Here is a 24,642-nt window from a genome sequence, read left to right as displayed (position 1 = left end):
CACAATTGCGCAAAAGATTTCGGGCGGCTCTCACCACGTGCGAGGCACTTCAGGCACGGGTCCCGCCCACCGAGCGAAGGACGATGATGACCACAACAGCTTCGATCGAACTCACCCTCAAGGACATCTCTGCCTCGGGAGCGAACGACGAAATGTGCTCGACGGACCTGCTCGATGCCCCGTGGGATGTCGACGAACGTCCCGGCTACGGTCCCGGTTCCTCGATGGCCGACCCGATTCCGGTCGCCGCCCCACGTCAGGGCGATATCCCCGAGGAGTACAAGCAGGCCGCGCCTGAGGAGCTCGATGCCCGCATCCGTGCCGCCAAGGCCGCCCTCGGCGATCGTGTCGTCATGCTCGGCCACCACTACCAGCGAGTCGAGGTCGTCGAACACGCCGACTACATCGGCGACTCGTTCATGCTCGCCCAGGCCGCCCAGAACCATCCGGAGGCCAAGGCCATCGTCTTCTGCGGCGTCCACTTCATGGCCGAGACCGCCGACCTGCTGTCGAAGCCGGAGCAGTCGGTCATCCTGCCCAACCTCGCCGCAGGCTGTTCGATGGCCGATATGGCCAGCATCGACCAGGTCGAGGACTGCTGGGAGCAGCTCGCCGAGGTCTTCGGCACCGAAGCCGATGCCGACGGTCGCGTCCCGGTCATCCCCGTCACCTACATGAACTCCTCGGCCGCGATCAAGGGCTTCTGCGGCCGCAACGGCGGAATCGTGTGCACCTCGTCGAACGCCGAGGTGGTTCTGGAATGGGCGTTCGAACGCGGGCAGCGGGTCCTGTTCTTCCCCGAGCAGCACCTGGGCCGCAACACCGCGGTGAACATGGGCATCGGTCTGGACGAGATACCGCTGTGGAACCCCGCCAGGCCAATGGGCAACAACGACGAGCAGACGCTGCGTGAGGCTCGGGTCATCTTGTGGCAGGGATTCTGCTCCGTGCACAAACGCTTCACCCCCGCCCAGATCGACAAGGCCCGCACTGAGCACCCGGACGTGCGCGTGATCGTTCACCCCGAATGCCCGCGTGAGACCGTCGAGGCCGCCGATGAGGCCGGATCGACCGCGTACATCACGAAGGCCATCGAACAGGCGACCGAACCGACGACGTTCGCCATCGGCACCGAGATCAACCTGGTCCAGCGGCTGGCCGCCGAACACCCTCAGCACGAGATCTTCTGCCTCGACCCCGTCATCTGCCCGTGCTCGACGATGTACCGCATCCACCCCGGCTATATCGCCTGGGTCCTCGAATCGCTCATCGACGGACAGGTCGTCAATCAGATCTCCGTCGACGCCGAGGTGGTCGAACCTGCCCGTGTGTCCCTGGAGCGGATGCTCGCCGCGAAGCCGCGGATCTGATGAGCCGCGTCATCGTCGCAGGCTCCGGGATCGCGGGGCTGACCGCGGCACTGCACCTGTCCGGCCGCCACACGGTCACGCTCGTGACGAAGGGCCGCCTCGGCGAGTCGAACACCGAGTGGGCGCAGGGCGGCATCGCCGGTGTCATCGGACCCGACGACACGGTCGATTCCCATATCGCCGATACGCTCACGGCCGGCGCCGGGCACTGTGATCCGGAGGCCGTGCGCTTCCTGTGCGAAGCCGGTGGGGACGCGATCGTCTCGCTCGCCGAGGCGGGGGTGGACTTCGACACCGATCCGACCGGAGCCTGGGCCAGGGGTATAGAAGGGGCGCATTCCTATCCGCGCATCTTCCATTCCGGAGGTGATGAGACCGGTCGGGCGATCAGCACCGCCCTGGCGCAGAAGCTGCGCACCGAAGTCGCCGCAGGGCGAATCACCCTCCTCGAGGACACGATGCTCGTCGACATCCTCACCACCGACGCCCACGAGCGCCGACAGGGTCGAGCCACCGGAGTCGCCACAGCCACCGGAGTCACCGTGCTCCGCGAAGGCCGCGTCGCGGCCCTGGTTGCTGATGCGATCGTGCTGGCCACCGGCGGTGTCGGGCAGCTCTTCGCACACACGACGAACCCGGCAGCTGCCACCGGAGACGGTTTGGCCGCTGCCATTCGCGCCGGTGCTAAGGTCTCCGATCTCGAGTTCTTCCAGTTCCACCCCACCGCCCTTCCAGGTCCCGGTTTCCTCATCTCCGAGGCCGTCCGCGGGGCCGGCGCTCTCATCCTCGACGAGCACGGCCACCGGTTCATGACTGACATCGATGATCGCGCCGAGCTCGCTTCTCGTGATGTCGTCGCACTCGCCCTGCACCGTCGCCAGGCGGCTCAGGACGGACGCCCGTGCTTCCTCGATGCGCGGGCCGTCCCGGATGTGCAGGCGACGTTCCCGAGCATCACCGCCGGTCTGGCCGCTCACGGTCTCGATCTGTCCCGGGACCTCATCCCCATCACTCCCGCCGCCCACTACTTCATGGGCGGGGTGACCACGGATCGCGATGGTCGCACGAGCATCCACGGAGTCTTCGCCATCGGCGAGGTCGCGTGCACCGGAGTGCACGGAGCCAATCGGTTGGCCTCGAACTCTCTGCTCGAAGGCGCGGTCTTCGCCGCCCGCGCCGCCGCGGCGATCGACGCACTGCCGGTCAACAGAGACCATGAACTCCCACTCCCCCAGTCCCGTTCACTCCACCAGACGGCACTGACACGAACCGAGCTGCAGGACCTGACCTGGGCTCATCTCGGCGTGGAGCGCACCGCCACGGGCCTACGGACCCTGCTCGACCGCCTCGGTGACGGTGCCCGCAACGACGGGACCCGCAATGCCGGCACCTCCGCCAACCGTGCCCACAACGCCGATGATCACCCCACCACCCCAGCTGCGGCCCTCGCCGACGCACTCGAGACCGCGAATCTCGCCCTCATCGCCGAACATATGGCTCGGCATGCCCTGGCCCGCGAGCACAGCCTCGGCGCGCATACCCGCACGGATACGACACTCACGCCGTCGACGACCGCGCCGTCCACCGCCACTCCGCCCACCGTTCTGCTTCAGGAGGCCTCCGCATGCTGACCGCTTCAACCATCGATTCCGCACTGCGCACAGCCCTTGACGAAGACGCTCCCTGGGGCGATATCACCGGCGAGGTCTTCATCCCCGCCACCGCCTCGGCGAGGGCCGAGCTGCGTGCCCGCGAAGACGGGGTGCTCGCCGGAATCGAGGTCTTCGCCCGTGCCTTCGCACTCGTCGACCAGAGCGTCACGGTCGACCTCGCCGCCGCCGATGGAGACGCTTTCACCGCAGGTCAGGTGCTTGCCGCGGTCGCCGGTCCCGCTCGGGCGGTGCTGCAGGCCGAACGGATCGCGTTGAACTTCTGCCAGCGCATGAGCGGAATCGCCACCCAGACCCGCGCCTATGTCGATGCCGCCGCCGGGCGGGCGCGCATCGTCGACACCCGCAAGACGACTCCGGGGCTGCGCGCGTTCGAGAAGCACTCCGTCGTCTGCGGCGGCGGACACAACCACCGTTTCGGCCTCTCCGACGCGGTCATGGCCAAGGACAATCACCTCGCCGTGCTCACCGGTGCCGGACTCAGCGTCGCCGAGGCGATCCGCACCGCCCGCGCCCGTCTGCCGCATACGACGATGATCGAGGTCGAAGTCGACCGGCTCGACCAGGTGCCCGCAGTGCTCGACGGCGGCGCCGATATCATCATGCTCGACAACTTCACCCCGGCTCTGCTGCGCGAAGGCGTAGAACTCGTGGGCGGCCGCGCCGTCATCGAAGCCAGCGGCAACGTCTCCCTGGAGACGATCCCGGAGATCGCCGCCACCGGCGTCGACGTCATCTCCTCGGGCGCGCTGACCCACAGCGTCCGCGCGATCGACCTCGGTCTCGACCTTTCCCTCGAGGCCTGAGATGACCGGACGCCTCTACCTCGACACCGCGGCCGCGGCTCCCGTGCGCAGGGAGGCCCTCGAAGCCGCTTGGCCGTATCTGGCCGGGGCGTTCGGCAACCCGTCGAGCCACCACGAATTCGGGCGCGGACCCGCCGAAGCCCTCGCCGATGCCCGTGCTCGCGTGGCGAAGGTGCTGGGAATGAGGGCCACGGACATCACGTTCACCAGCGGCGGCACCGAGGCGGACAATCTCGCGATCATCGGCATGGCACTCGGCGCTCGGACTCAGGATCGGGCTCAGACCCAGGGTCGATCGCACACCCAAGATCGGGCTCAGCCCGAGGGTCGGGCGGGGACCGCGGTGCCGCCTCGGCGACATATCGTCACTTCCCCCATCGAACACGAAGCGGTGCTCGCCTCGGTGGAGTTCCTGACCCGCGTCCACGGATTCACCGTCACCGAGGTGGCCCCGACCTCCGATGGGACCGTGACCCCCGAAGCCCTCACGGCGGCGATCCACCCGAACACCGTGCTCGTGAGCGTGGGATATGCGAACAATGAGATCGGCACCGTTGCCGACATTCCGACCCTGGCCGGAATCGCCCATGAGGCCGGTGCTCTCTTCCATACTGACGCCGTGCAGGCGGCCGGGTGGCTGCCGCTGACCGGATTGGGCGTCGATGCGCTCAGCCTGGCCGGGCACAAGGTCGGGGCGCCGAAGGGCATCGGTGTGGCCGCGATCCGCGCCCGCGTCCCCGTCGAACCACTCATCCACGGCGGCGGTCAGGAGTCGGGCCGACGATCGGGCACGGAGAACGTGGCTTTGGCCGTTGCGTTCGCCACGGCACTCGAACTCGCCGAGGCGGATCGGCATGAGGCCGCCGATCGTGTCCGAGCCATCCGCGATGAGTTCATCTCCACAGTGCTCAGCCATGTCCCCGGGTCGTTTCTGACGGGCGCGGCGGGCACGGCCGGCCCTGACGGCCGGGCGACTCGGACTCCGAATCATGCGTCGTTCTGCTTCTCGAACACCTCCGGCGAGGCAGTGCTGCTCGAGCTCGAACGCCTCGGGGTGACGGCCTCGAGCGGTTCCGCCTGTGCGGTCGGCTCCGATGAGCCCTCCCATGTGCTCACGGCCTTAGGGGTCGCGCCCGAGGCCGCGCAGACGAGTGTGCGCTTCACCTTCCCGTCCTCGATCACCCCCGACCAGGGACGAGCGGCCGCCCGAGCCGTCATCAGCGCTGCCGAGAGCCTCGCCTCGTCCTTTGCATGAACGGCGTCTCACACCCGAGTTGATTTTGATCACCTTCACGCTCACCAGGTGGGATAGCCCTATCTTTCTCTGTATTTTGGGGCGAGACTGAAAGAGAGGCATTCGTATCAGGATGTGAGGGGGCCGCCATGGATCTTTTGATTCTGTTCATGATCGCAGTGATGTTTGCGACCGTTGTGTTCTTCATCGGTCGGTTCGCCTGCCCGAAGCACGACCGAGTGCCCCTCATCGAGGTCGATCACGTGCTTCTGTGGACGACTCTGCGCCGCGGTTGGCATGCTCTCGGATCGTTCGGTCCGCTCACTCACTACCCGGATGACCCTTATGGAGCCTCCCGCGCCTGAGGCGGGAACGCTTCCGCCCGCCGACCGAGGTGGCCGACTCAAGGTCAGGGCCAACTCGGCGAGGGGGATCCGATGCTCCCTGGAATCAGACGGTGACTTCCTGGGGCAGGAACACGGAGACGTCCCAGTTCTGCATGGCGTGCGCCGAGGCCCAGAAGTGGAGTTCGAAGACGCAGGCCTGCTCGAAGGCGGCGCGCATGCGGGCGGCTTCCTCGCTCGGGGCCTTAGCGAGTTCCTGTTCGAGGATCTGCACGGCGTGGCGGGTCGATTCGTCGAAGTCTGGTGAATCGTAGGTCTGCACCCAGGTGCGGTAGGGGTGGTCGTCGGCCATCTGCCCGGCCCGGTCGACAAGCACCTTGCCCATATGCGCGTACACCCAGAAGCAGGGCAGGACTGAGGCGACGCCTTCGCCGTAGGAACGGCTGGCGGCCGTGGCGACGAGGAAGGACACGTAACCCAGCGTCGTCGGGGAGGCCTTGAAACGGGAGCCTTCCGCGGTGAGTTCTTCCAGCGCCGAGGCGAGTCGGGCGTCGGAGAGCAGCTCTCCGTGCATCTCCTCTTCGACGGTGATCGCCTCGGCCGCGGATCCGGCCCAGAACCGGGATTCGTCACGGTCGACGGTCTTCGCGGCCAGGAACGACATGGCCTTGGCGTATCCGTTCAGGTAGAGGCTGTCCTGCGAGATGTAGTTGACGAAGGCCTTCGGATCGAGGCTGCCGTCGGCGAGCTGGGCGAGGAACGGCAGCTCTTCGATCTGCTTGACGATGGGGCGGACACGGTCCCACAGCTGGGTGGTCAATGGGCCGGCGGTAAAGGTGACGGTCATGGGAACTCCTTTGTGCTCGAGTGACGTGGTGGATCGAGTGAGTTGGCGGTTCGCGTGAGGTGGTGGTCAGGCGGGATGGATACGTCAGGCGGGTCGACCGCGGACGATGTCGACCTGGTGGTCGACGGGTCCGTGGGCGCCCTCCGGATTCAGGCTCAGCTGCCAGTCCGCAGCCGAGGTGAGAGCGCGAGCAAGATAATCGAGGGCATTGCCGACGGCCTCGCCGAGGATGTCCGACCCGATCTCTGTGCGTTCGCGGCCGAGGACAGCCACCTCGGCGGTGATCGCGGCTGACAGAGTGCACCCGGTTCCGTGCGTGTTCATCGTCGTCACGCGGGGGTGGGTGAACTCGCGGACCTGGCCATCGGCGGTGGCGAGGATGTCGATGACCTCGTCCTCGCTGCCGTGCCCGCCCTTGAGCAGGACAGCTCCGGGCACGCGTTCGAGCAGGCGCCGAGCCTGGTCACGCATGGCTTCAGTCGTCTGCGCTTCGGGTTCGTCGTCGGAGATCAGCAGGGCCGCCTCGGGGAGGTTGGGGGTGATGAGGTCGGCGACCGGCAACAGGTGGGTGCGCACGGCCTCGACGGCATCGGTCTCGAGGAGGCGGTGGCCGGAGGTCGCGATCATCACCGGGTCGACGGTATAGAAGCCGAGCCGGCCTTCGGCGGCGCGATCGACGACGAGTTCGACGAGGTCACGGCTGCCGAGCATCCCCGATTTCGTCGCATCGACGGGCAGGTCGCCGAGCACGGAGTCGAATTGATCGGCGACGAAATCGACGTCGATCGGATAGACGCGGGACACACCGTGCGTGTTCTGCGCGACCAGGGCGGTGATGACGGTCGTGCCCATGGTCTTCCGCGCGGTGAAGGTCTTGAGGTCGGCATGGATTCCGGCACCGCCAGAGGGATCGGTGCCGGCGATCGACAGGGTGATCGGCGGGCGGGTTGTCACTGTGCACTCCCGGCGTATGCGTCGAGCAGCTCCTCTGCTGCCGTCTTCGGATCGTCGGCCATGCAGATCGCCGAGACCACGCAGATCCCGATCAGCCCACGTCCCTGCAGGTCAGGGGCACGATCGGCGTTGATACCGCCGATCGCGACCGCGGGGATGCCCGCTTCTGCCACCAGTTCCCCGAGACGGTCCGGGCCAATGCCGTCGGGGGCGTCTGCTTTCGTAGAGGTGTCAAAGACCGGTCCGATGCCGACGAGGTCGACGACTCCGGAGTCTCGGGCGGCGACGAATTCGTCGCTGTTCGCGGCCGAGAGACCGATGAGCGGTTCCGCACCCAGGGCGGCGCGCACCTCGGCGACGGTGGTGTCAGTTTGGCCGACGTGGATGTGCACGTTCTCGCCTTCGTCGATGAGGCGGCGGGCCACCTCGACGCGGTCGTTGAGGACGACGGGGACCGTGCGGTCGGTGTCGCGGGTGGCGGCGTCGACGGCGGCGATGACTTGGCGGGTGAGCGAGTAGAAGCCTGCATCGTCGATGTCTTTGTCGCGGACCTGGACGATGCCCACTCCCCCGGCGACGGCGGCCTGCACAGTCTCGGCGACGCTGCGGCCGGCGGCCTCGCACTGCGCGGAGTCGGTGACGAGGTAGAGGCGCGTGTCGATTCCGGCGAAGCGGTCGGTCGCGCCGTCTCGGTCGTTCACGGTCGCGCCGTCGTCAGCCGGGTTGTCAGCGATGTGGGCGGATCCGGCGGTCATGCCTGGACGCCTTCGCCGGCGGTTTCATTCGCAGAAGTGAGCGTGTCGAGGCCGATTCTCGCCTGTGCGAGTCGGTCACCATCGACGGTGTGGAGCGCGTCGAGGAAGTTCACCGAGTAGCTGCCCGGACCCTTCGCACCGCCGGCGGCGAGTTCCCCGGCGACCGCGAAGTGGGCGTGGGCGGCGACGACGGCTTCGAACTTCGCCGAGGCGGCCCCACCGTTCGCGGACTGCTCAGTGGCGTTGACGGCTGAGACGTCGGCGTCGGGGTCGGCGAGTCCGGCTCGGACGGCGGCCAGGTAGGCGACGGTAACGGCACCGAGTGAGCAGCCGGTGCCGATGACGAGCGGCATGAACTCATGTCCGCCGGAGATGCGGGCGACGTGGTCAGTGCCGTCGATGTGGGCGACGACGGCATCGGTTGGTCCGGAGACGGCGACGACGGCACCGGTTTCTCTGGCCAGTTTCGCGGCGGCGGGAAGGACGGCGTCGACTTCGTCGGTGGAGTCAACTCCACGACCGCCGAGTCCGACTCCGGCGAGTGCCGCGATCTCGGAGGCGTTGCCGCGGATGGCGGTCGGGTGATCGGCGGCGGCGCGGCGGATACGGGAGGTGCGGAAGTCGACGGCGCCGACGCTCACGGGGTCGAGGACCCAGGGTTTTCCGGCGGTGTTGGCGACGTCGATGGCGGCATCGGCGGCGAGCAGCTGGTGGTTCGAGGCGGTTCCGAAGTTGACGAGGATTCCGCTGGCGATCCCGGCGAACTGACCGGCGTCTGCTTCGTGGTCGAGCATTGCCGGGGAGGCGCCGATGGCCAGGAGCACGTTGGCGCTGAACTGCTGCACGACGGTGTTCGTGATGCACTGGATGAGTGGATTGCTTGCGCGCAGTCGCGCATTCGCAGAACGCAGGTCGAAGTCAACCATGACGATCCCTTCGCTAGTATGGCCCAGATCAGGTTCGATGGGTGTTCTCTCAGCCTCGGTGTCCTCCGCGCGCAACTCTTTGGTGCGCACGGATCCTCATGAGGCACCCCATGTCATTGGCTCCGACTGTATCAGCCCGGTCGGACACGGGCGACTCCATACTCTGCTTGGATGCTCAGCACCGACCGCTCGACTCAACGTCGCTGTATCAAGCTATGCATTGCGCGCTCGACGCTATGGCGAGCGGTCGGCAGAGAGAGCTTCACGCCCCGCTACCCGCGCCCGACGTACCTCTGACCGCGGCGGCTGAGCGCGTCGATGACGACGGCGGTGAGCAGGACGAGTGCGGTGATGATCTGCTGCGCATCGGAGTTGAAGCCGATGAGGTAGAGACCGTTGTTGATCGCACCGACGACCAGAGCACCGAGCACGGCTGCCCAGGCGGTTCCGCGTCCGCCGAACAGCGAGGTGCCGCCGATGACAGCTGCAGCGATCGCATTGAGCAGGTCCTGCGTGCTCACCAGCGTCGATCCCGCATTTGTCGTCACACCGGTCTTGATGAAGCCGAACAATGCGGCCAGCACTCCGGCTGCCATGAACACGCTGATGCGCACCCAGGTCACGCGGATGCCGGCACGCCGTGCAGCTTCGACCTTGCCGCCGACGGCGTAGATGGAACGACCGTAGCGGGTCTTGCGCAGCACGAGGTCGATGATGATCGCAATGACGATCATGAGGAAGAAAGGCATCGCCAGACCGAAGTCCTGATTGACGAGGATGAGGAACCCGAACACGATCGCGGCCAGCAGCACGATCCGCACGATCACAGAGGTCCAGCTCGGAGCGCTGAGACCCTCCCGGTGGCGGCGCAGCTTCGAATAGATGATGCCGCCGCCGAAGCCGATGATCGCGACGGCGCCGAAGATATAGGCCCAGATCGCAGGAAAGTAGAAGCTGGCGAAGTCGAAGGCGAAGGTGTCCGACATCGACAGGTTCTTCTGCGTGCCCAATGTCGTCAGAGTCAGACCGGTGAACGCGAGCAGACCGGCCAAGGTGACGACGAACGCCGGGATGCCGACGACGGCGAAGAACCAACCTTGAATCGCGCCGACGACCAGGCCGAGCAGCAGCATGATGACCAGCGCTAAGGCCGGCGGCACACCTTGCCTTACCACCAAGACACCGAGCAGCGAGGCGGCCAAACCGCCCAATTGCGCCAGAGACAGATCGATCTCGCCGAGGAGCAGGATGAGGTTGATGCCGAGAGCCAGGATCGCGAGGAACGCGACCTGAGTGGAGAGGTTGACTAGGTTGGCCGGAGAGATGAAGTTCGAGTCGGCCGACTGGAATACGATGACGATGACGATGAGTGCGAGGATGACCGGGAACGACCCCAGCTGCCCCTCTTTGACCCGGCGGACGAAGGTGCCGATCACGCCTTCGGAGGAGATCCGCTCATCGGTGATGAAGGAATTGCGGGTCATCGACGCTCACCCCTCCGTGCGGCGCGTTTGGTCACGACATTGTCGCTGGCTCCGGTGATCGCGGCGACCAGCACATCGGTGCGCTCGTCACCGGGGAAATCACCGGCGTCCTTGCCCAGCCGCAGCACGTGCACCCGGTCGCACACCGCCTGCACATCGGCCATATTGTGGCTGACGAGCAGCACGCCGAGGTCGCGTTCTTTGAGCCGTTCGATGAGGTTGAGCACTTCGGCCGTCTGGGCGACGCCGAGTGCCGCCGTCGGTTCATCGAGCATGACCAAGGATGGTTCGCCGAGGAGGGACCGGGCGATCGCGACCGTCTGACGTTGACCGCCGGACAGGGCCGCGATCGGTACGCGCACGCTCGGGATCTTTGCCGAGAGGCTGCGCAGCAGCTCCCAGGATTTGGCTTCCATCGTCACTTCGTCGAGGACGCCGCCGCGGGTCTTCTCATGTCCGAGGAACAGGTTGGCCACCACGTCGAGGTTCTCGCACAGGGACAGATCCTGGAACACTGTGGCCACTCCGGCTTTCTGTGCATCCTTCGGGGAGGAGAATCTCTGCGCCGTCCCGTTCATGATGAGTTCGCCGTCATCGGCGGCGTGGACTCCGGCGATGACCTTGATCAGGGTCGATTTGCCGGCGCCGTTGTCGCCGACGAGGCCGACGACTTCGCCGCGACCGACGCTGAGATGGATGTCGGTCAGGGCTTGGACTGCACCGAACCGTTTGTTGATTCCGCGCAGTTCGAGCACCGGCTCGCTGTCGCTGCCCGGCGTCCGCGTCGCCTCAGTTGCCGGGTCGGGTGTCTCTGATGTCATCTGTTCCTACTTGTCGCAGTCGTTGACCCCGGCAGCCGGCGACCGGTGGCGGTCGCCGGCTCGAGGTCGGTCACGTCAGATTGTGAACGCGGACGCGCTCACTTCACGCCGGCATCGGCACAGAGCTTCTCCACCTTGCCTGTGCAGATGTCCTCGGCCTTGATCTGGTCACCAACGATATCTTTGATGGTGTCGGTGGTGACGACCTTGGCTTCGACGAAGTCCGTGGGGGTGTCCTTGTAGGTCGTGCCCGCGTCGACGTCCTCGCCTGCGGCCAGGGCCAGGGCGGCTTTGGCGGCGAACTCGGCCTGCGGTGGGATCGACTTGTAGATCGTGGCGTACTGGTCACCCTTGAGGATGTTCTGCAGACCGTCGACCTCGGCGTCCTGACCTGTCACGACGGGTTCGACCTTGGCTTTCTTCGTTGCGGCGATGACGCCGCCGGCGGTGCCGTCGTTGGCAGAGTAGATCGCGATCGGCTTCTCGCCCTTGCCCTGCAGCTGACCTTCGACCCACTGGCGGGCGTCGTCGGGGTTCCAGTCGAGGGTGTCGTGGCTGGCGGCGATGTCCACGCCTGCGCCCTTGAGGGTCTCTTCGGCGCCGGCCTTGAAGTCCGCGGCGTTCGGGTCCTTCGGATCACCATTGACCATCCAGACCGGTCCCGATTTCGGGTCGACGCCGGCGTCTTTGAGCCCGTCGAGGACGGCCTGGCCCTGCAGGTTGCCGATCTTCTTGTTGTCGAACGAGGTGTAGTAATCCGCACCTTCGAAGAAGCGGTCGTAGGAGATGACCGGGATCTTCTTCGCTTCGGCTTTCGACAGCGCGGATGAGACTGCGGAAGCGTCGACGGGGTCGAGGACGATGGCGTCGACGCCTTCGGTCACGGCCGCCTCAACCTGTTGCTGCTGCTGAGTCGCGTCCTGATTGGCGTTGCGGTATTCGACCTTCGCCTCTGGGTTGGCTTCTTTGAGGTATTTCTCGAAGTTCGGCTTGTCGAGCGACTCGTACCGGGTGGTCTTCGACTCGGGCAGCAGCAGCGCGATGGTGACGTCCCCGTCGCCGCCGGATCCGCTGTCGGCCTCGTCGTTTCCCTGGCCCTTCTGATTGCCGCAGCCGCTGAGCGCAAGAGCGCCGATCGCGACGGAGGCACCGAGGAGCGCCAGCTTTTTGTGGGACTTAAGGTTGTGCCTCATTGTGAACCTTTCAATCTTTCTGACAACGTTGTCAGGCTGTTGAATATGATTCGCTGAACGCCGCCTGCTGTCAACTGTTTCGACAAAAATCTTCAGCGGGTGTCCGGCGGCTCTTCACCGCTGCCACGAGCGATGACGCACAGCGCATTGTCGAAATCGGGCACGCCGTCGTCGACTCGATCGCGCCGGTTCGCCTCCCCCGCAATCGGGCCATCCCCTTCGCCGAGGCGGTCCCCGCCCTCGCCAGCATCGCTGGGTTCGACACCGACCCGGAGTCGTCGGACCGCCTCGGCGGCAAGGGATTCGACGTTGCGATCGACGACGGTGACGTCGAGGAGTTCGGCCGTGGGGAAATCGTCGATGCCTACCAGGGCCGGCCATTCGCCGAGGCGGCGGCAGGCGTCGATGGCACCTTGGGTCACCGTGGCGGACAGGGTGATGAGGGCTCCGGGTGCGCTGCGGGATCCGAGCCAAGCGGCGACGACGTTCTTCGCGCTGGCTTCGTCGTGGGCGTCCTCGCGCATATAGGCGCGCCATCCGATGCCGCGACGGCCGGCGATGGCGTCCTGGATTCCCTGCAGCCGGCGGGTGGTGATGAGGCTGGGCGAATGGTCGCCGATGACGCCGAGTGCCCTGTGCCCATGAGCGAGCAGCTGTTCGGCGGCGAGGCGTCCCGCTTCACGGTCATCACCTGCGACGATGCCGATTCCAGGGCCTTCGACCGCTGGGTCGAGCGAGACGACTCGGGTGCCCGGCGCCGAGGCGGCCCGCGCGTAGGTCTCGGCCGCCTCGGGGTGGGCGCGGATGACGATGATCCCGGTCAGGTCGTTGGCGAGGCATTCGTCGAGGAAGGCTTCCTCCCGGTCGGGGTCGTCTCCGACCACGGTCACCACCGGGCGCAGGTCGAGGGTTGCGAGCTCGGCTTCCACTGCTGCGAACGCACGGGCTTGGAAGGCATCACCGGCGTCGGAGAGGACGACGCCGATATAGGGTGAACGGCCTCCGGCACGCAAGCGTCTGGCCGTGGGGTTGAGGCGGAATCCGAGCTCTTCGGCGGCAGCTTCGACTTTCTCCGCCGTCGAGGCGGCAACGTGCTTTTCGCCGTTGAGGACGCGGGAGGCGGTTTTGATGCTCACGCCGGCACGCGCAGCGACCGTGGCCAGGGTCGGCCGATCGTTCTGCTTCGCCATGCGCACACCTTTGAGTCTGAGAACCGGTTCGTGAATCTGCGCATCGACGCACAGGCAACCGTTGGAATGATACTAACCGCTCGCGCGGCGGACTCAGTTGTGCCGGCCTGTCACCGTCCGGTTGCCTTGGATGCGACAAGTTCGGCGATCAGTGTGCCCAATGCCACCAGAACGGCAGCCACCGACAAGAGCCCGAGCATTGGCAACCCGAACATGACGGTGATGATTCCGAGATAGCCCGAGTCATCTGAAGACGGAATCGACCAGGCGGCCACGGCTATCGACAGACCGACAACAAGGGCAAGGCCCCCTGTTGACTTCACAGCAACGCTCGCCGCTGATATCTGAGGCAGTGCCGCAATGATGAGCGTGCTGGCGATCAGTGCGAAAGCCGCGCACATCGAATGGTAGGAGTTGACGGTTCCGGCCTCGAAATCGGCGCTGTCGAACAGAACATAGGCGGCGTAGACGGCACCGCATGAGGCGAGGGCCGCACTGAGTCTGAGCATGTTTGTCGCCTTTGAGATGTCGCACGAAATCCCGCACGGATGGACTGCCTGATCCGAACACACCACTGAAACCTGTGTGCTTCTGGACACTCTATTCGCGCTGTCCCCGCAATAGGGCTAACCGTTTGCAACAATCAGGTCTCGGCGCGAAATATCCGCACGGCTTAGGGCCGGTTGAAATCCAAAGCGGTCTCGACCCAGAACGCCAAGGTTTCGCCATCACGGACAGACTCTGCGCTCACGTTGATCCACCCGGGCCCCATATCGCGGTCGGCCCCCATCGTGGCCCGTGCAGCTTCTGGTCGCTCGATGAGCTTGTCGTGACAGTCGGGATCGACACGCGCCAGCAGATCACCCGTCTTACCAGCACTGACGATCATCTTCTCGTTGACCATGACCGCGCGGCCTCCGAACATCGAGACCTCTCGAACCACGGGCTCTTCGACAATGAGTGCACGGATTCGTTCGATAAGTGAAGTCTGCTCGGGAGTCATATCAGTGGCCTCCGGTCGGCTCTGCAGTGTTCCAAACGAGTGGTTTACGACGGTGATGCCTTTATCGAATTATGCCGTAACCGCTTGAAAATCAACATGAGTTCGACAAGATTGCCTGTATCGTCAAATCTCACAGTACGCCGCGATTGCGGAAGGACAGAGTGATTCCGAAATCCACAGTGGGCCGCTGGTTCTACGCCGCCGTGTCAGTTGTGTGTCTTCTTCTCCTGGGATTCTGCATTGTCGTAACCATCTGGGCGAGCACCATTGAGGACGGGTGGATCTCGGCCGGTGTCGCGATGATACTCACTTGGTTGATCTGCGGACCGCTGATCCCCATCCCATTGGCCTGGTCACTCGGCCTGCTCATCGCCCGCAGACGCGCTCAGAAACATGGCGCCGATTCCGCCATCGGATCAACTCGTTGAACGTACTCGCCGAGGCGGGGCCCCTTTCCGGAGCCCCGCCTCGGCGAGTGGCGTGTTCCGCTGCGTCGATTCATCAACAGCACAGCGCAGCGGCGAGCGCACGCACTGGCTCAGTCATCCTCCACTGAGCGCTCGGGTTACCGTCGCTGTATCAAGTTATGCGACGAACGGTCGGCGCTCATGTGAGCGGTCGGCGTGGCCCCTTATGGCTCAGCGAGCCACAGGGTTGGGCATCGTGCCCGCGTAGAGCAGTGATTCGGCTTGATTGCCGATATCGACCATCTGCTTCGTGTTCTTCAGCTGCAGCCGGTTGAGGCACGAATGAGCGAAGTGGTCGGCACGCAGATCCACGTCGCCGCTGACACCGCGCGCATCATCCGGGTGCTCTGCTTCGTAGTCGTCGAGGGTCTCGGCGACGATCGCCCAGAATCTCTCGGCCGGCAGCAGTCCATCGGCGTCGAGGATGCCGGAAAGGTGCCGCAGGACCCCGTCGAACATATCGGTGAACACCGACAGGGCCTTCTCCTCCCCCGACACCACGGCGCGGATGCGTTCGACATCGGCAGGCAGCTCGCGGTGGCCGAGCACGGCGACCTCCTCACCGATATCCTTCATGAACGCCCCGGTGACCACATGCTCGTCGAGGACGAGGATGAGGTTCTCCCCGTGCGGCATGAACACGAGATCGTGGGCCAGCAGCGCATGGACAAGCGGCTTCAGGTACGCCCGCAGGTAGCTGCGCAGCCATGCCGCGGTGCTCAGGCCTGATGCGCTGATGAGCTCGCCGGCCAGCGACACCCCCTGGTGATCCCGGTGCAGCAGGGCAGCCATCGTGATGAGCTTCTGACCTGGATCGATCTGCTCGACGGGGTTCTCCCGCCACAGGGCGGCGAGCATCTTCCGGTGCGGGTTCGTCTCTTTCGTCCGGTGGTAGACATCACCGGTGTAGCCGAGTGCGGCGCGCTCCCGCAGCACTCGAAAGCCCGCCTCGGCGAAGGTGGGGTCGGATCCCACCAAGCCAGCAACCCAGTCGTTGATGGCTGGAGTGTCGCGCATGTACTTCGGCGACAGCCCACGCAGGAATCCCATGTTCTGCACGGCGAGCGCGACCTTGACATACGGAGCTCCGGCCCGCGAATGGTTGAAGAACGTGCGCAGGGACTGCTGCGCCTGGTGCTTATCGAGCCCTTCCCCGAGCGGCAGCAGATCGCCGCGCGCGATGTCCGCGGCGAAGGTGATCGCCAGGCGGTGGTCGGCCTGCCAGGGATGGATCGGCATGAGGTGGAAGTCCGCAGGATCCTGTCCCGCCGCCCGGATCCGGGACCCGAAGAGATCCCGTTCGGCTTCGCTGAGAGCCTCACCGAGGTGGTTCTCCTCGTCGAGTCCGACTCCCAAAGACAGATGGCTGAGTTCACGCCTCACTGCCACCCATTCGATGCGGTTGAGCTGTCCGTTCTCCGGCGCCCACTTGCGGAAGTCACTGAGACCGAAGCCGATGCGACCATTGTTCGCGAGGAACCCCGGATGGCCTTCGGTCATGGCCGCCTCGGTGGTCTGGAAATCCGCTTCGACGAGTGCACGTGCATCGGGTCTGCCCCCGGCTCGGGCGTCCTCGAGTTTGAACGCGGCCCCGGCCAGGGTCGAGGCGAGTTCCTCGAGGTAGGTGGAGATGAGGTCTTCCGGGATGGAGAGTTCGTCTTGGAGTTCGACGACGAGTTCCTGCGCGTCGAGCGGCACCTCGGTACCGTCGCGCCACCGGGTGATGCTCGCTTCGTCGATCACCCAGTGTTCGAGCGGCAGCACACGCGCGGTGAACGTGTATCGGCTGGCGCCGTCGATGCTCAGTTCCCAGGTCTCGCCTTCGCCATTCGCCGAGGCGACTCCCCCGACCAGATGTGCACTGCCGTTCGCGGCGGCTCGCTCGCCTTCGCCCACGTCCACCGGTGCGATGAGGCGTTCGTGGGCGAATTCGGACAGGGCTTTGGCGACGAGGTGACGCTGCACGACGGCGAACGCATCCCCGTTAAGGTGGGCGTACGGTGCCGGCGGAGTTACGGAGGTCCGGCCAGTGCGTAATTCGGTGGACCTCTGGTCACTGTCCGACTCGCCGGTCTCAGCCACGCGCGACTCCCGAGCACCGGCCGTGACGAACGGTGCCAGCGCGCTGGCCTCGAAATCCGCGCGGTTGCACACACTGACCAGCGCCGGTTTCTCGATCTCGCCCATCATGATGGTCGCTTCGGTGATGGGGGTGAAACCGGCAGCTCGGTTCTTCTCGATGATCGCATCGTTCCTGGCATCGGGTTCGACGATGACGCGCTCGGCACCGCGTCCTCCCTGGTCAACAGGTTTCAGGCAGAAGTCGATGACCTCGGCCATGATGCGGTCGGTGAGGCCGTGCACGGCCGGTCCTGCCGGCGGTGCGACGAGCAGGTGCATCCCGATGTCCGCGGGCCCGGTCGCCACGACGTTCTGCGGGATGAGGCTGTCGGGAGTGTAGGTCTCGACGTAGAAGCAGTCGGTGCCGTCGACGGAGCCGACCCAACCGGCGTCGTCCGCGGAGTCGCGAATGCCATCCAAGTAGGTCCGGACCTCGTTCTCGTCGAGGTCGGTCATCATCCAGTAGTGAGCGCGCGGGTGGGTCAGCCACCCGTGGATCCGGGCGGTGTCCCGGTCGACGTCGAGCGGACGGATGGTCACTGTCGCCGAGGCGGCCGTGAGCTTCACGTCCGAACTGCGGTCCGTGCGCGCACCGGCGGCGTTCGCACCAACAGCAGAATCGGTCGGATCGGTTTCGTCCGCCTCGGTAGTGGTTAGGCTGGTGATGAGTTCGGTGGTCATGCGTGTGACATCTCCTTGGAGTCGTCGAGTGCGAAGGCGGCATCGGGCACGGCATCGGATTCGTCGGCCGGCACCCCGAAGGTCTGGAAGGCGATGGTCCGTTCGATCGGATAGGGTTCCCGGCCGGTCACTGCGGCCAGCACCACCGAGGCCCGCCACGGGCCGAAGCCGAGGTCGGGGGCGGTCACGCCGTGGGTGTGCTCTTCGCCGTTGAGGACGTGGATGGTTCCTTCGTCGTTGATCGTGTAGTGGCGGCTGACGTCGAGGCGGCCCCGGGAGTCCAGTCGGATGTCGCCGCCGAGGGGGCTGAGGAAGTCCGGCACCTGTGATTTGTATCCGGTCGCGGCGACCACGGACCCGGACCGCCGAGTAAACGTCTTGTCCAGTGCCGTGTTGCGGAAGCCGAGCAGGTATTCGCCGCTGATCGGGTCGATTTCGGCGGTTTCGAGTTCGGCTTCGGAGACGAGGTTCGTCAACAGCTCTCGCCCGCCGCGGCTGAGTCGGTAGAGAGTGTCGTGGATGTCGTCGACGAGGTCGGCGGAGATGCCCTTGTACAGCGTGCGCTGTTCCCGGCCGACCCGTTCGCGCAGTTCATCGGGCAGCGCCCGGAAGTGGTCGGTGTACTCCGGGGAGGTCATCTCAAGGGTGAGCTTCGTATACTCCATCGGGAAGAACCGCGGCGACCGGGTCACCCAGTCCAGGCGCACTCCGCGGTCTTCTGCGTCGTCGACGAGGTCACGGTAGATCTCAGCGGCGGACTGGCCGCTGCCGATGATCGTGATCGCCCCCGAGTCGAGCAGCGCTTCGCGGTTCTCGAGATAGTCGGCGGTGTGGATGAGCGGGCCGGCGGCGGGCAAGCCGACGGCACCGTCCCGGCCGGCAGCGGGCGAGTCGGCGGCTCCTCCCCCGAGCCGTTGCAACGCAGGTGGCAGCACCGGCTGCGTTCCCACCCCGAGGATGAGATGCCGAGCGCGGTAGGTCTCGGTCGTCAGGATCGAACCGGAGTCATCGACCACCTCGGCGAGGGCGGTGTACACACCGTCGTCCCTGGTCACGGACACGACGCGACGATTCCATCGCAGCGTATCCAGCTGAACGGCGACCCACCGGCAGTATTCGTCGAATTCGGCGCGCAGGGGGTAGAACGATTCGCGGATGTAGAACGGGTAGAGCCGCTTGCGCTCCTTGAGGAAGTTGAGGAATGAGTATGGCGAGGTGGGGTCGGCCATGGTGACGAGGTCGGCCAGGAACGGCACCTGGATGGTCGAGCCTTCGATCATCATGCCCGGGTGCCAACGGAATTCGGGGCGCTGATCGAGGAAGATCGCGTCGACGTCGTCGAGCGGTTCCGACAGCGCGGCCAGGCCGAGTCCGAAGGGTCCGATGCCGACGCCGAGGATGTCGTGGATGTGTGTGGAATCTGCGCTCATGCTGCGCCTCCTTCTGTCGCTGCGTCCTCGAGGTCCCGGCCGGCGAGGATGCCGTGCCCGGTGGCACGGACGAGGTCGAGCACGGCGGTGACGTCGTCGATGCGGGTGTCGGGGTTGAGCAGGGTGAGTTTGAGCCACGGCGTGCCGTCGATGACGGTGCGGGCGATGGCGGCGCGGCCGGAGCGGAAGAGGACTCGGCGGATGAGCGGGACGAGTTCGTCGCAGGTGACCTGGTCCGCGGTCGCCGGGGTGAATCTGAAGAGCACCGTGGACAGGTCCGAGGCGCCGAGCACTTCGAAGTCCGCCTGGTCCTCGAGCAGCGCCCGGACGTCGGTCGCGAGGTCGCAGACGGCGTCGAGCATCGATCCGATCTCCCCTGCTCCGCGGGCGCGCAGCGTCGTCCAGAGCTTGAGCGCGTCGAAGCGGCGGGTGGTCTGCAGGGACTTGTCGACCTGGTTCGGTTCGGCGTCGGCTTCTTGCGCTTCGGCTTCGGGATTGAGGTAGTCGTGGTGGTGGATCGTCGGCGCGAACAGGCTCGCGTCCCTGATGAGCAGGGCCGATGAGGACACGGGCTGGAAGAACGTCTTATGGAAGTCGATGGTCACCGAGGTGGCCCTGGAGATCCCGTCGAGCAGGTGGGCGCGTTGTGGGGCCCAGAGCAGTCCGCCGCCGTATGCGGCGTCGACGTGCAGCCACACGTTCGCTGATTCGCAGACCTCGGCGATGTTCTCGAGCGGGTCGATGACACCGAGGTCGGTGGTTCCGGCGGTGGCGACGACGGCCATGGGGATCTGGTCGTTCGCCTGGATCGCGAGGAGGCTGGCATTGAGTGCTTCGGCATCCATGCGGCCGGACCGGTCGGTCGGGACGGTCACGACCGCCTCGGCGTCGAGGCCGAGGAGGAATGCCGCACGGGACACTGAGAAGTGGGCCTGGTCGGTGGCAAGGATCCGCAGCCGGGACAGTAGATCGCGGCGGTTGGGCGCGCCCAGGTCAGGGCCGCCTCGGCGGGATTCGGCGTCATTGGCCTCAACGTGTCCCGCTGCCTCGGCGAGGACGTTTTCGCGGGCGAGGAACAGTGCCTGGAGGTTCGACTGGGTGCCTCCGGAGGTGAATATTCCATCGCCGCCGGCGAAGCCGAGATGGCCGCAGGTCCAGTCGATGAGGCGGCGCTCCATGAGGGTGGCAACCTCGGATTGGTCGTAGGTGTCGACCGAGGTGTTGATGGCGGCGAGCATCGCTTCGGCGGCGACGGCGGGCACGGCGACCGGGCAGTTGAGGTGGGCAACGTAGCTGGGGTGGTGGAACCACACGGCATTGTCGGCGTAGAGAGCGTCGACCTCGCGCAGGGCTTCGGCGTTGCCGACGCCTGCGGTGTCGAGATCCACGGCGTCGACGGCGGCCTGGAGTCCGGAGCGTTCCTTCGCCGAGGCGGCCCGCTCAGTTGTGCGGAACCGATCGCCGAGGATGTCGACGACGTCGTGCATGAGCGATGTGTACTCGTCTGCGCTGTGGGCGCCGAGGAGGGCATCGGTGCGGGCGCCACGATCGCTGAAGGTGCCGGCGGCGTCCGGGTGGGGAATTTCGGGAGTCTGAAGGGGTGCTGAAGTGGGTGTCGCTTCGGTGTCGTAGAGCAGAGAAGTCGTCACTGTGAGGTTTCCTCCTTCGATGATGCGCACCGCGAAGCGCGGCTCGCATTAGGGAAACCTACCCTAAGTTCTTTTGTTCCCGAAGAGCCTCCGGGCGGATTCGATGACTACGGAAGTAGACCCCTCACCAAGGACGATGCCCCGCTTCCCAGCGTTCACACGGCAAGGCGGCCGTTCGCACTACGGGTGCATCGGCCGGAAAATGGGCGAGTGGCATTCGTCACATCGGGGTGTGTCATCCAGCATCGTGAGACCAAGGGCGCCCGGGTGACCGCGATTTGTTGGGTCGATCCACGGTGGTTTCCCTCTGTGTCAGGCTGGTTGTGAGCCACTCCGGATAAGAGAGGAACCGGAGCATCATGGCCATCACCCCTGGATACACTGTCGAAGAGATCCGAAACTTCGTCTACCAACACGAGAAGATCCCACACGGGTATAAGTCCCTGTGGTTAGCGGAGCAAGAGTTCAGCCGCCATCAATTCAGGAAGTGGCGACTAGCGACATTCAACGGTGACCTCGACCGTGGCCTGATCCCACGGTCACGGGCAGGCAAAGTTCCCTACAACCCGAGGCAACTGATGCAATCATCAATCGAAGAAAACCAAGCCAAACGCATCGCCGAACTCGAAGAACGCAATGCTCAACTCGAGGCAGCGAACGAAGCCTTGGGAAAAGCTATCGGGCTCTTGCACGATCGGAACGCACAAGAGCCCGACGTAACCCCGACGACGCCGAAGCCGGGCAATTCCTGACCATCGAGAACTCCCTGGTCATCGAACTGACTGACGTTCTGTCCTCACAGCGGAAGGCATTGGCACTGGTGGGCCTGGCCCGATCGGTGTGGCACTACCGGGTCAATCCTCGTCCCCGACTATCTGACCCGATAGAGCAGAAACAGCGGGAGTACTCGATGAGGATCGACGCTGCCGACCGGCAGATCATCGAGGACCGGATCCAGGCCGGTTGGCTGCAGGGCCGGTCAGTGGATGCGTCGTTTGCTTCAGCGTGGGACGAGGGTGTGATGTTGGCATCCAGGCGCACATGGTGGCGTATTGCTGAGGCGATCGTGGATCAGTCGCAGAGGCCCCGGGTCCCGTCCCGCGGTGAGACAAGGACGCCCCGAGTAGCACCTGTGCTGGTGGCTACCCGGCCGGGGCAGGTGTGGAGTTGGGACATCACGGATGTGAAGTCGATCTGGAGTCGGGTGACGTACAAGGCATACTCGATCATCGATATCTTCTCCCGCAAGATCGTCGGTTACCGGGTCGAGTCCCGCGAAGTCGATGATTTGGCTGTTGAGATGTTTGAGGCCGCGATCGCCGAGCACGGTGTGCCTGAGTTTGTGCATGCCGATTCGGGAGCGGCGATGAAGTCGAATGCGTTGAAGAACGCACTCGAGGCACACGGGGTGGAGTTATCGCATAACCGACCGTATGTGTCTAATGACAACCCGTATTCGGAATCGGAGTTTCGGACGATGAAGTATCGCCCGGACTATCCGAAGACGTTTGAATCACTCGAGGCAGCTAGAGCCCACATCGATGCCTATGTCGTCTGGTACAACACGGAGCACCGGCATTCAGGGATCGCGTTGTTCACCCCGAATCAGGTCCATGACGGGTCGTGGGAAGAAGCGTGGAACGCCCGGGTGAAGGCGAATAATGAGTATTACGCCAGGCATCCCGAGCGTTTCCATGCGCCACCGCAGGTGCCGAAGCCGGCCAGTGTGGTCGGTATCAATCACGAACCAGTACTAGTCGAAGTCCAAGAAATCACTGCTGAAGCAGCGTGAGTGACTCCAAACAGCTTGACACCCCGCGTTTCAGACCGCAGAACACCGTGGATCGACCCAACAATTTGCTCAGGCACTGCAGAGTCACAGATTTCCGTTGAACAGCCAGGAATTCGCCCCGTGCCCTCAGCCGACCGCACACGCAAGAAGCCGCAGCCTCCGCTCAAACGCGGAAGGTGCGGCTTCTCATCGACCAGAGGCATCTCCGTCAGATGTGCCTGCCTACGTCACTTCACGACGTAGTTCGGGGCCTCGACGGTCATCTGGATATCGTGCGGGTGGCTTTCCTTCAGCCCTGCCGTGGTCAGGCGGACGAACTTGCCCTTGGCCTTGAGCTCGCCGACGGTGCGCGCGCCGACGTAGAACATCGTCTGGCGCAGGCCTCCGGTGAGCTGGTGGGCGACCTGCTTGAGGTGACCGCGGTAGGCGACTCGGCCTTCGATGCCCTCGGGGATGAGGTCGGTGTCGGTGGCGATATCGGCCTGAAAGTAGCGGTCCTTCGAATACGACTTGCCCTTGCGCGGGGCCATCGCGCCCAGCGAACCCATGCCGCGGTAGGCCTTGTACTGCTTGCCGTTGACGAAGATGAGTTCGCCCGGCGATTCGTTGCATCCCGCCAGCAGAGAGCCGAGCATGACGGTATCGGCACCGGCGACGAGGGCCTTGCCGATGTCACCGGAGTACTGGAGACCGCCGTCGGCGATGACCGGCACCCCGGCGGCCTGAGCGGCCTGTGCAGCAAGGTGGACGGCAGTGACCTGCGGGACGCCGACACCGGCGACGACGCGGGTGGTGCAGATCGATCCGGGTCCTACGCCGACCTTGACGGCGTCGACTCCGGCCTCGACGAGCGCCTGCGCGCCTTCCTTCGTGGCGACGTTTCCGCCGATGATCTGCACGGCGGAGAACGCCGGGTCCGACTTGATCTTCTTGATCATTTCGGTGACTCCGCGGGCGTGGCCGTTGGCGGTGTCGACGACGAGGACGTCGGCTCCCGCCTCGGCGAGCAGTCCTGCACGTTCGTAGGCGTCGCCGTAGAATCCGACGGCGGCACCGACGCGCAGGCGGCCTTCGTCGTCCTTGGTCGCCAGCGGATATTCCTCGGTCTTGACGAAGTCCTTGACGGTGATGAGGCCCTGGATGACGTTGTTGTCATCGACGAGGGGCAGCTTCTCGACCTTGTGTTCGGCGAGCAGCTCGAACGCCTTCTCGGCAGCCACGCCGACGGGCGCGGTGACCAGCGGCATCTTCGTCATCGTCTCGGCGACGGTGCGTGTGGGGAATTCGCTGCGGGTGACGAAGCGCAGGTCGCGGTTGGTCACGATGCCGACGAGCACATTGTTCTCATCGACGACCGGCAGTCCGGAGATGCGATACTTGCCGCAGATCTCGTCGAGCTCTTCCAGAGTCTTGTCCGGGGTGATCGTCAGCGGGTCGTTGATCATGCCCGATTCGGAGCGCTTGACGTAGTCGACCTGGTTCGCCTGATCCTCGGCGGAGAGGTTGCGGTGGATGATGCCCAGGCCGCCGATGCGGGCCATGGCGATCGCCATCCGGGATTCGGTCACGGTGTCCATCGCCGCGGAGACGAGCGGAATGTTGAGCTCGATCTCCTTGGTCAGCCGGGAGGCGGTGGAGGCTTCGGAAGGGATGACATCGGTGTCGCCTGGCAGGAGGAGGACATCGTCATACGTGAGTCCCGTCAGCGAGAACGGATCGTTTGCGGCCTGTGATTCCTGCTCAGGGTTTCCCATGAAGACAGCCTTTCGACGCGAAGATACGGTGGCTCAATGCTATCGGAGCGAGAGAGTCGACCGCTATGGGTTCAAGCACCGGGCACTGTGAGACTGGCTACACAGGCACTGGCGCTGAAATTAGCACGTCGATGCGCCTCGCGCTGGAATC

At 65.1% G+C, this 24,642-nt stretch carries 21 protein-coding genes and 1 riboswitch; of the genes, 7 read left to right on the top strand and 14 right to left on the bottom strand.

Going from position 1 to position 24,642, the window contains the following annotated elements:
• Nucleotides 1–86: 86 nt before the first annotated feature.
• From nadA to ACU4IU_RS13730, 5 genes are all read left to right on the top strand, one after another.
• Nucleotides 87–1,370, top strand: a complete 1,284-nt coding sequence (nadA, locus tag ACU4IU_RS13750) for a quinolinate synthase NadA (protein WP_446657052.1) — start codon at nucleotides 87–89, stop codon at nucleotides 1,368–1,370.
• Nucleotides 1,370–3,001, top strand: a complete 1,632-nt coding sequence (nadB, locus tag ACU4IU_RS13745) for an L-aspartate oxidase (RefSeq protein ID WP_446657051.1) — start codon at nucleotides 1,370–1,372, stop codon at nucleotides 2,999–3,001. Before nadA ends, nadB begins: the two co-directional genes overlap by 1 nt.
• Complete coding sequence (gene nadC, locus ACU4IU_RS13740; protein WP_446657050.1) at nucleotides 2,995–3,846, top strand: carboxylating nicotinate-nucleotide diphosphorylase; 852 nt, start codon at nucleotides 2,995–2,997, stop codon at nucleotides 3,844–3,846. Before nadB ends, nadC begins: the two co-directional genes overlap by 7 nt.
• Nucleotide 3,847: 1 nt before the next feature.
• Nucleotides 3,848–5,101, top strand: a complete 1,254-nt coding sequence (locus ACU4IU_RS13735) for a cysteine desulfurase family protein (RefSeq protein WP_446657049.1) — start codon at nucleotides 3,848–3,850, stop codon at nucleotides 5,099–5,101.
• 128 nt (nucleotides 5,102–5,229) lie between these two features.
• A complete protein-coding gene (locus ACU4IU_RS13730; protein ID WP_139468407.1) occupies nucleotides 5,230–5,445 on the top strand; it encodes a hypothetical protein in 216 nt (71 codons plus the stop codon).
• Nucleotides 5,446–5,530: 85 nt separating this feature from the next.
• Here the strand turns inward: ACU4IU_RS13730 and ACU4IU_RS13725 are convergent, their stop codons facing one another.
• From ACU4IU_RS13725 to ACU4IU_RS13665, 13 genes are all read right to left on the bottom strand, one after another.
• Complete coding sequence (locus tag ACU4IU_RS13725) at nucleotides 5,531–6,271, bottom strand: TenA family protein (RefSeq protein WP_446657048.1); 741 nt, start codon at nucleotides 6,269–6,271, stop codon at nucleotides 5,531–5,533.
• An 84-nt stretch (nucleotides 6,272–6,355) separates the two neighbouring features.
• Complete coding sequence (gene thiD / locus ACU4IU_RS13720) at nucleotides 6,356–7,225, bottom strand: bifunctional hydroxymethylpyrimidine kinase/phosphomethylpyrimidine kinase (protein WP_446657047.1); 870 nt, start codon at nucleotides 7,223–7,225, stop codon at nucleotides 6,356–6,358.
• Nucleotides 7,222–7,980: a thiamine phosphate synthase gene (gene thiE / locus ACU4IU_RS13715; RefSeq protein ID WP_446657046.1), complete on the bottom strand. Its 759-nt coding sequence runs from the start codon at nucleotides 7,978–7,980 to the stop codon at nucleotides 7,222–7,224. Before thiE ends, thiD begins: the two co-directional genes overlap by 4 nt.
• Nucleotides 7,977–8,906 carry a hydroxyethylthiazole kinase gene (locus tag ACU4IU_RS13710; protein WP_446657045.1) on the bottom strand — a complete coding sequence of 310 codons (930 nt, stop codon included), beginning with the start codon at nucleotides 8,904–8,906 and terminating at the stop codon, nucleotides 7,977–7,979. Before ACU4IU_RS13710 ends, thiE begins: the two co-directional genes overlap by 4 nt.
• Nucleotides 8,894–9,027, bottom strand: a riboswitch (TPP riboswitch). Its footprint overlaps the gene before it by 13 nt.
• A 151-nt stretch (nucleotides 9,028–9,178) precedes the next feature.
• Complete coding sequence (locus ACU4IU_RS13705) at nucleotides 9,179–10,390, bottom strand: sugar ABC transporter permease (protein WP_139468402.1); 1,212 nt, start codon at nucleotides 10,388–10,390, stop codon at nucleotides 9,179–9,181.
• A complete protein-coding gene (locus tag ACU4IU_RS13700) occupies nucleotides 10,387–11,211 on the bottom strand; it encodes an ATP-binding cassette domain-containing protein (RefSeq protein ID WP_259357645.1) in 825 nt (274 codons plus the stop codon). The genes ACU4IU_RS13705 and ACU4IU_RS13700 overlap by 4 nt, the downstream gene beginning before the upstream one ends.
• A 98-nt stretch (nucleotides 11,212–11,309) precedes the next feature.
• On the bottom strand, nucleotides 11,310–12,404 hold the full coding sequence (locus ACU4IU_RS13695; RefSeq protein ID WP_446657044.1) for a substrate-binding domain-containing protein: 1,095 nt from the start codon (nucleotides 12,402–12,404) through the stop codon (nucleotides 11,310–11,312).
• Nucleotides 12,405–12,496: 92 nt separating this feature from the next.
• Complete coding sequence (locus ACU4IU_RS13690; RefSeq protein WP_446657043.1) at nucleotides 12,497–13,594, bottom strand: LacI family DNA-binding transcriptional regulator; 1,098 nt, start codon at nucleotides 13,592–13,594, stop codon at nucleotides 12,497–12,499.
• A 110-nt stretch (nucleotides 13,595–13,704) separates the two neighbouring features.
• Complete coding sequence (locus ACU4IU_RS13685) at nucleotides 13,705–14,193, bottom strand: hypothetical protein (RefSeq protein WP_180987692.1); 489 nt, start codon at nucleotides 14,191–14,193, stop codon at nucleotides 13,705–13,707.
• A 74-nt stretch (nucleotides 14,194–14,267) separates the two neighbouring features.
• Nucleotides 14,268–14,597, bottom strand: coding sequence for a TfoX/Sxy family protein (locus tag ACU4IU_RS13680; protein ID WP_139908724.1), 330 nt, complete (start codon nucleotides 14,595–14,597; stop codon nucleotides 14,268–14,270).
• Between the two features lie 638 nt (nucleotides 14,598–15,235).
• Entirely contained in the window at nucleotides 15,236–17,866 is a 2,631-nt protein-coding gene (locus tag ACU4IU_RS13675) for a GNAT family N-acetyltransferase (RefSeq protein WP_446657042.1), read from the bottom strand.
• Nucleotides 17,863–19,296, bottom strand: coding sequence for a lysine N(6)-hydroxylase/L-ornithine N(5)-oxygenase family protein (locus ACU4IU_RS13670; RefSeq protein ID WP_446657041.1), 1,434 nt, complete (start codon nucleotides 19,294–19,296; stop codon nucleotides 17,863–17,865). The genes ACU4IU_RS13675 and ACU4IU_RS13670 overlap by 4 nt, the downstream gene beginning before the upstream one ends.
• On the bottom strand, nucleotides 19,293–20,945 hold the full coding sequence (locus ACU4IU_RS13665) for a pyridoxal phosphate-dependent decarboxylase family protein (RefSeq protein WP_446657040.1): 1,653 nt from the start codon (nucleotides 20,943–20,945) through the stop codon (nucleotides 19,293–19,295). Before ACU4IU_RS13665 ends, ACU4IU_RS13670 begins: the two co-directional genes overlap by 4 nt.
• A 359-nt stretch (nucleotides 20,946–21,304) precedes the next feature.
• Here ACU4IU_RS13665 and ACU4IU_RS13660 point away from each other — a divergent pair, with 359 nt between their 5' ends.
• Both ACU4IU_RS13660 and ACU4IU_RS13655 read left to right on the top strand, forming a co-directional pair.
• Complete coding sequence (locus ACU4IU_RS13660) at nucleotides 21,305–21,697, top strand: hypothetical protein (RefSeq protein ID WP_181272604.1); 393 nt, start codon at nucleotides 21,305–21,307, stop codon at nucleotides 21,695–21,697.
• A 158-nt stretch (nucleotides 21,698–21,855) separates the two neighbouring features.
• On the top strand, nucleotides 21,856–22,737 hold the full coding sequence (locus tag ACU4IU_RS13655; protein ID WP_446657039.1) for a transposase: 882 nt from the start codon (nucleotides 21,856–21,858) through the stop codon (nucleotides 22,735–22,737).
• Between the two features lie 227 nt (nucleotides 22,738–22,964).
• Here ACU4IU_RS13655 and guaB read toward each other — a convergent pair whose 3' ends face one another.
• Complete coding sequence (gene guaB / locus ACU4IU_RS13650) at nucleotides 22,965–24,491, bottom strand: IMP dehydrogenase (protein WP_259357641.1); 1,527 nt, start codon at nucleotides 24,489–24,491, stop codon at nucleotides 22,965–22,967.
• Between the last annotated feature and the right edge of the window lie 151 nt (nucleotides 24,492–24,642).

It is taken from the genome of Brevibacterium sp. CSND-B09, assembly GCF_052906525.1.
This window is presented reverse-complemented; position numbering and strand designations above follow the sequence as displayed.

Bases quoted from the DNA above. Each gene is read 5' to 3' on its own strand.
- nadA (WP_446657052.1), top strand. From the start codon at position 87: ATGACCACAACAGCTTCGATCGAACTCACCCTCAAGGACATCTCTGCC.
- nadB (WP_446657051.1), top strand. From the start codon at position 1,370: ATGAGCCGCGTCATCGTCGCAGGCTCCGGGATCGCGGGGCTGACCGCG.
- nadC (WP_446657050.1), top strand. From the start codon at position 2,995: ATGCTGACCGCTTCAACCATCGATTCCGCACTGCGCACAGCCCTTGAC.
- ACU4IU_RS13735 (WP_446657049.1), top strand. From the start codon at position 3,848: ATGACCGGACGCCTCTACCTCGACACCGCGGCCGCGGCTCCCGTGCGC.
- ACU4IU_RS13730 (WP_139468407.1), top strand. From the start codon at position 5,230: ATGGATCTTTTGATTCTGTTCATGATCGCAGTGATGTTTGCGACCGTT.
- ACU4IU_RS13725 (WP_446657048.1), bottom strand. From the start codon at position 6,271: ATGACCGTCACCTTTACCGCCGGCCCATTGACCACCCAGCTGTGGGAC.
- thiE (WP_446657046.1), bottom strand. From the start codon at position 7,980: ATGACCGCCGGATCCGCCCACATCGCTGACAACCCGGCTGACGACGGC.
- ACU4IU_RS13710 (WP_446657045.1), bottom strand. From the start codon at position 8,906: ATGGTTGACTTCGACCTGCGTTCTGCGAATGCGCGACTGCGCGCAAGC.
- ACU4IU_RS13705 (WP_139468402.1), bottom strand. From the start codon at position 10,390: ATGACCCGCAATTCCTTCATCACCGATGAGCGGATCTCCTCCGAAGGC.
- ACU4IU_RS13700 (WP_259357645.1), bottom strand. From the start codon at position 11,211: ATGACATCAGAGACACCCGACCCGGCAACTGAGGCGACGCGGACGCCG.
- ACU4IU_RS13695 (WP_446657044.1), bottom strand. From the start codon at position 12,404: ATGAGGCACAACCTTAAGTCCCACAAAAAGCTGGCGCTCCTCGGTGCC.
- ACU4IU_RS13690 (WP_446657043.1), bottom strand. From the start codon at position 13,594: ATGGCGAAGCAGAACGATCGGCCGACCCTGGCCACGGTCGCTGCGCGT.
- ACU4IU_RS13680 (WP_139908724.1), bottom strand. From the start codon at position 14,597: ATGACTCCCGAGCAGACTTCACTTATCGAACGAATCCGTGCACTCATT.
- ACU4IU_RS13675 (WP_446657042.1), bottom strand. From the start codon at position 17,866: ATGACCACCGAACTCATCACCAGCCTAACCACTACCGAGGCGGACGAA.
- ACU4IU_RS13670 (WP_446657041.1), bottom strand. From the start codon at position 19,296: ATGAGCGCAGATTCCACACACATCCACGACATCCTCGGCGTCGGCATC.
- ACU4IU_RS13660 (WP_181272604.1), top strand. From the start codon at position 21,305: ATGGCCATCACCCCTGGATACACTGTCGAAGAGATCCGAAACTTCGTC.
- ACU4IU_RS13655 (WP_446657039.1), top strand. From the start codon at position 21,856: ATGAGGATCGACGCTGCCGACCGGCAGATCATCGAGGACCGGATCCAG.
- guaB (WP_259357641.1), bottom strand. From the start codon at position 24,491: ATGGGAAACCCTGAGCAGGAATCACAGGCCGCAAACGATCCGTTCTCG.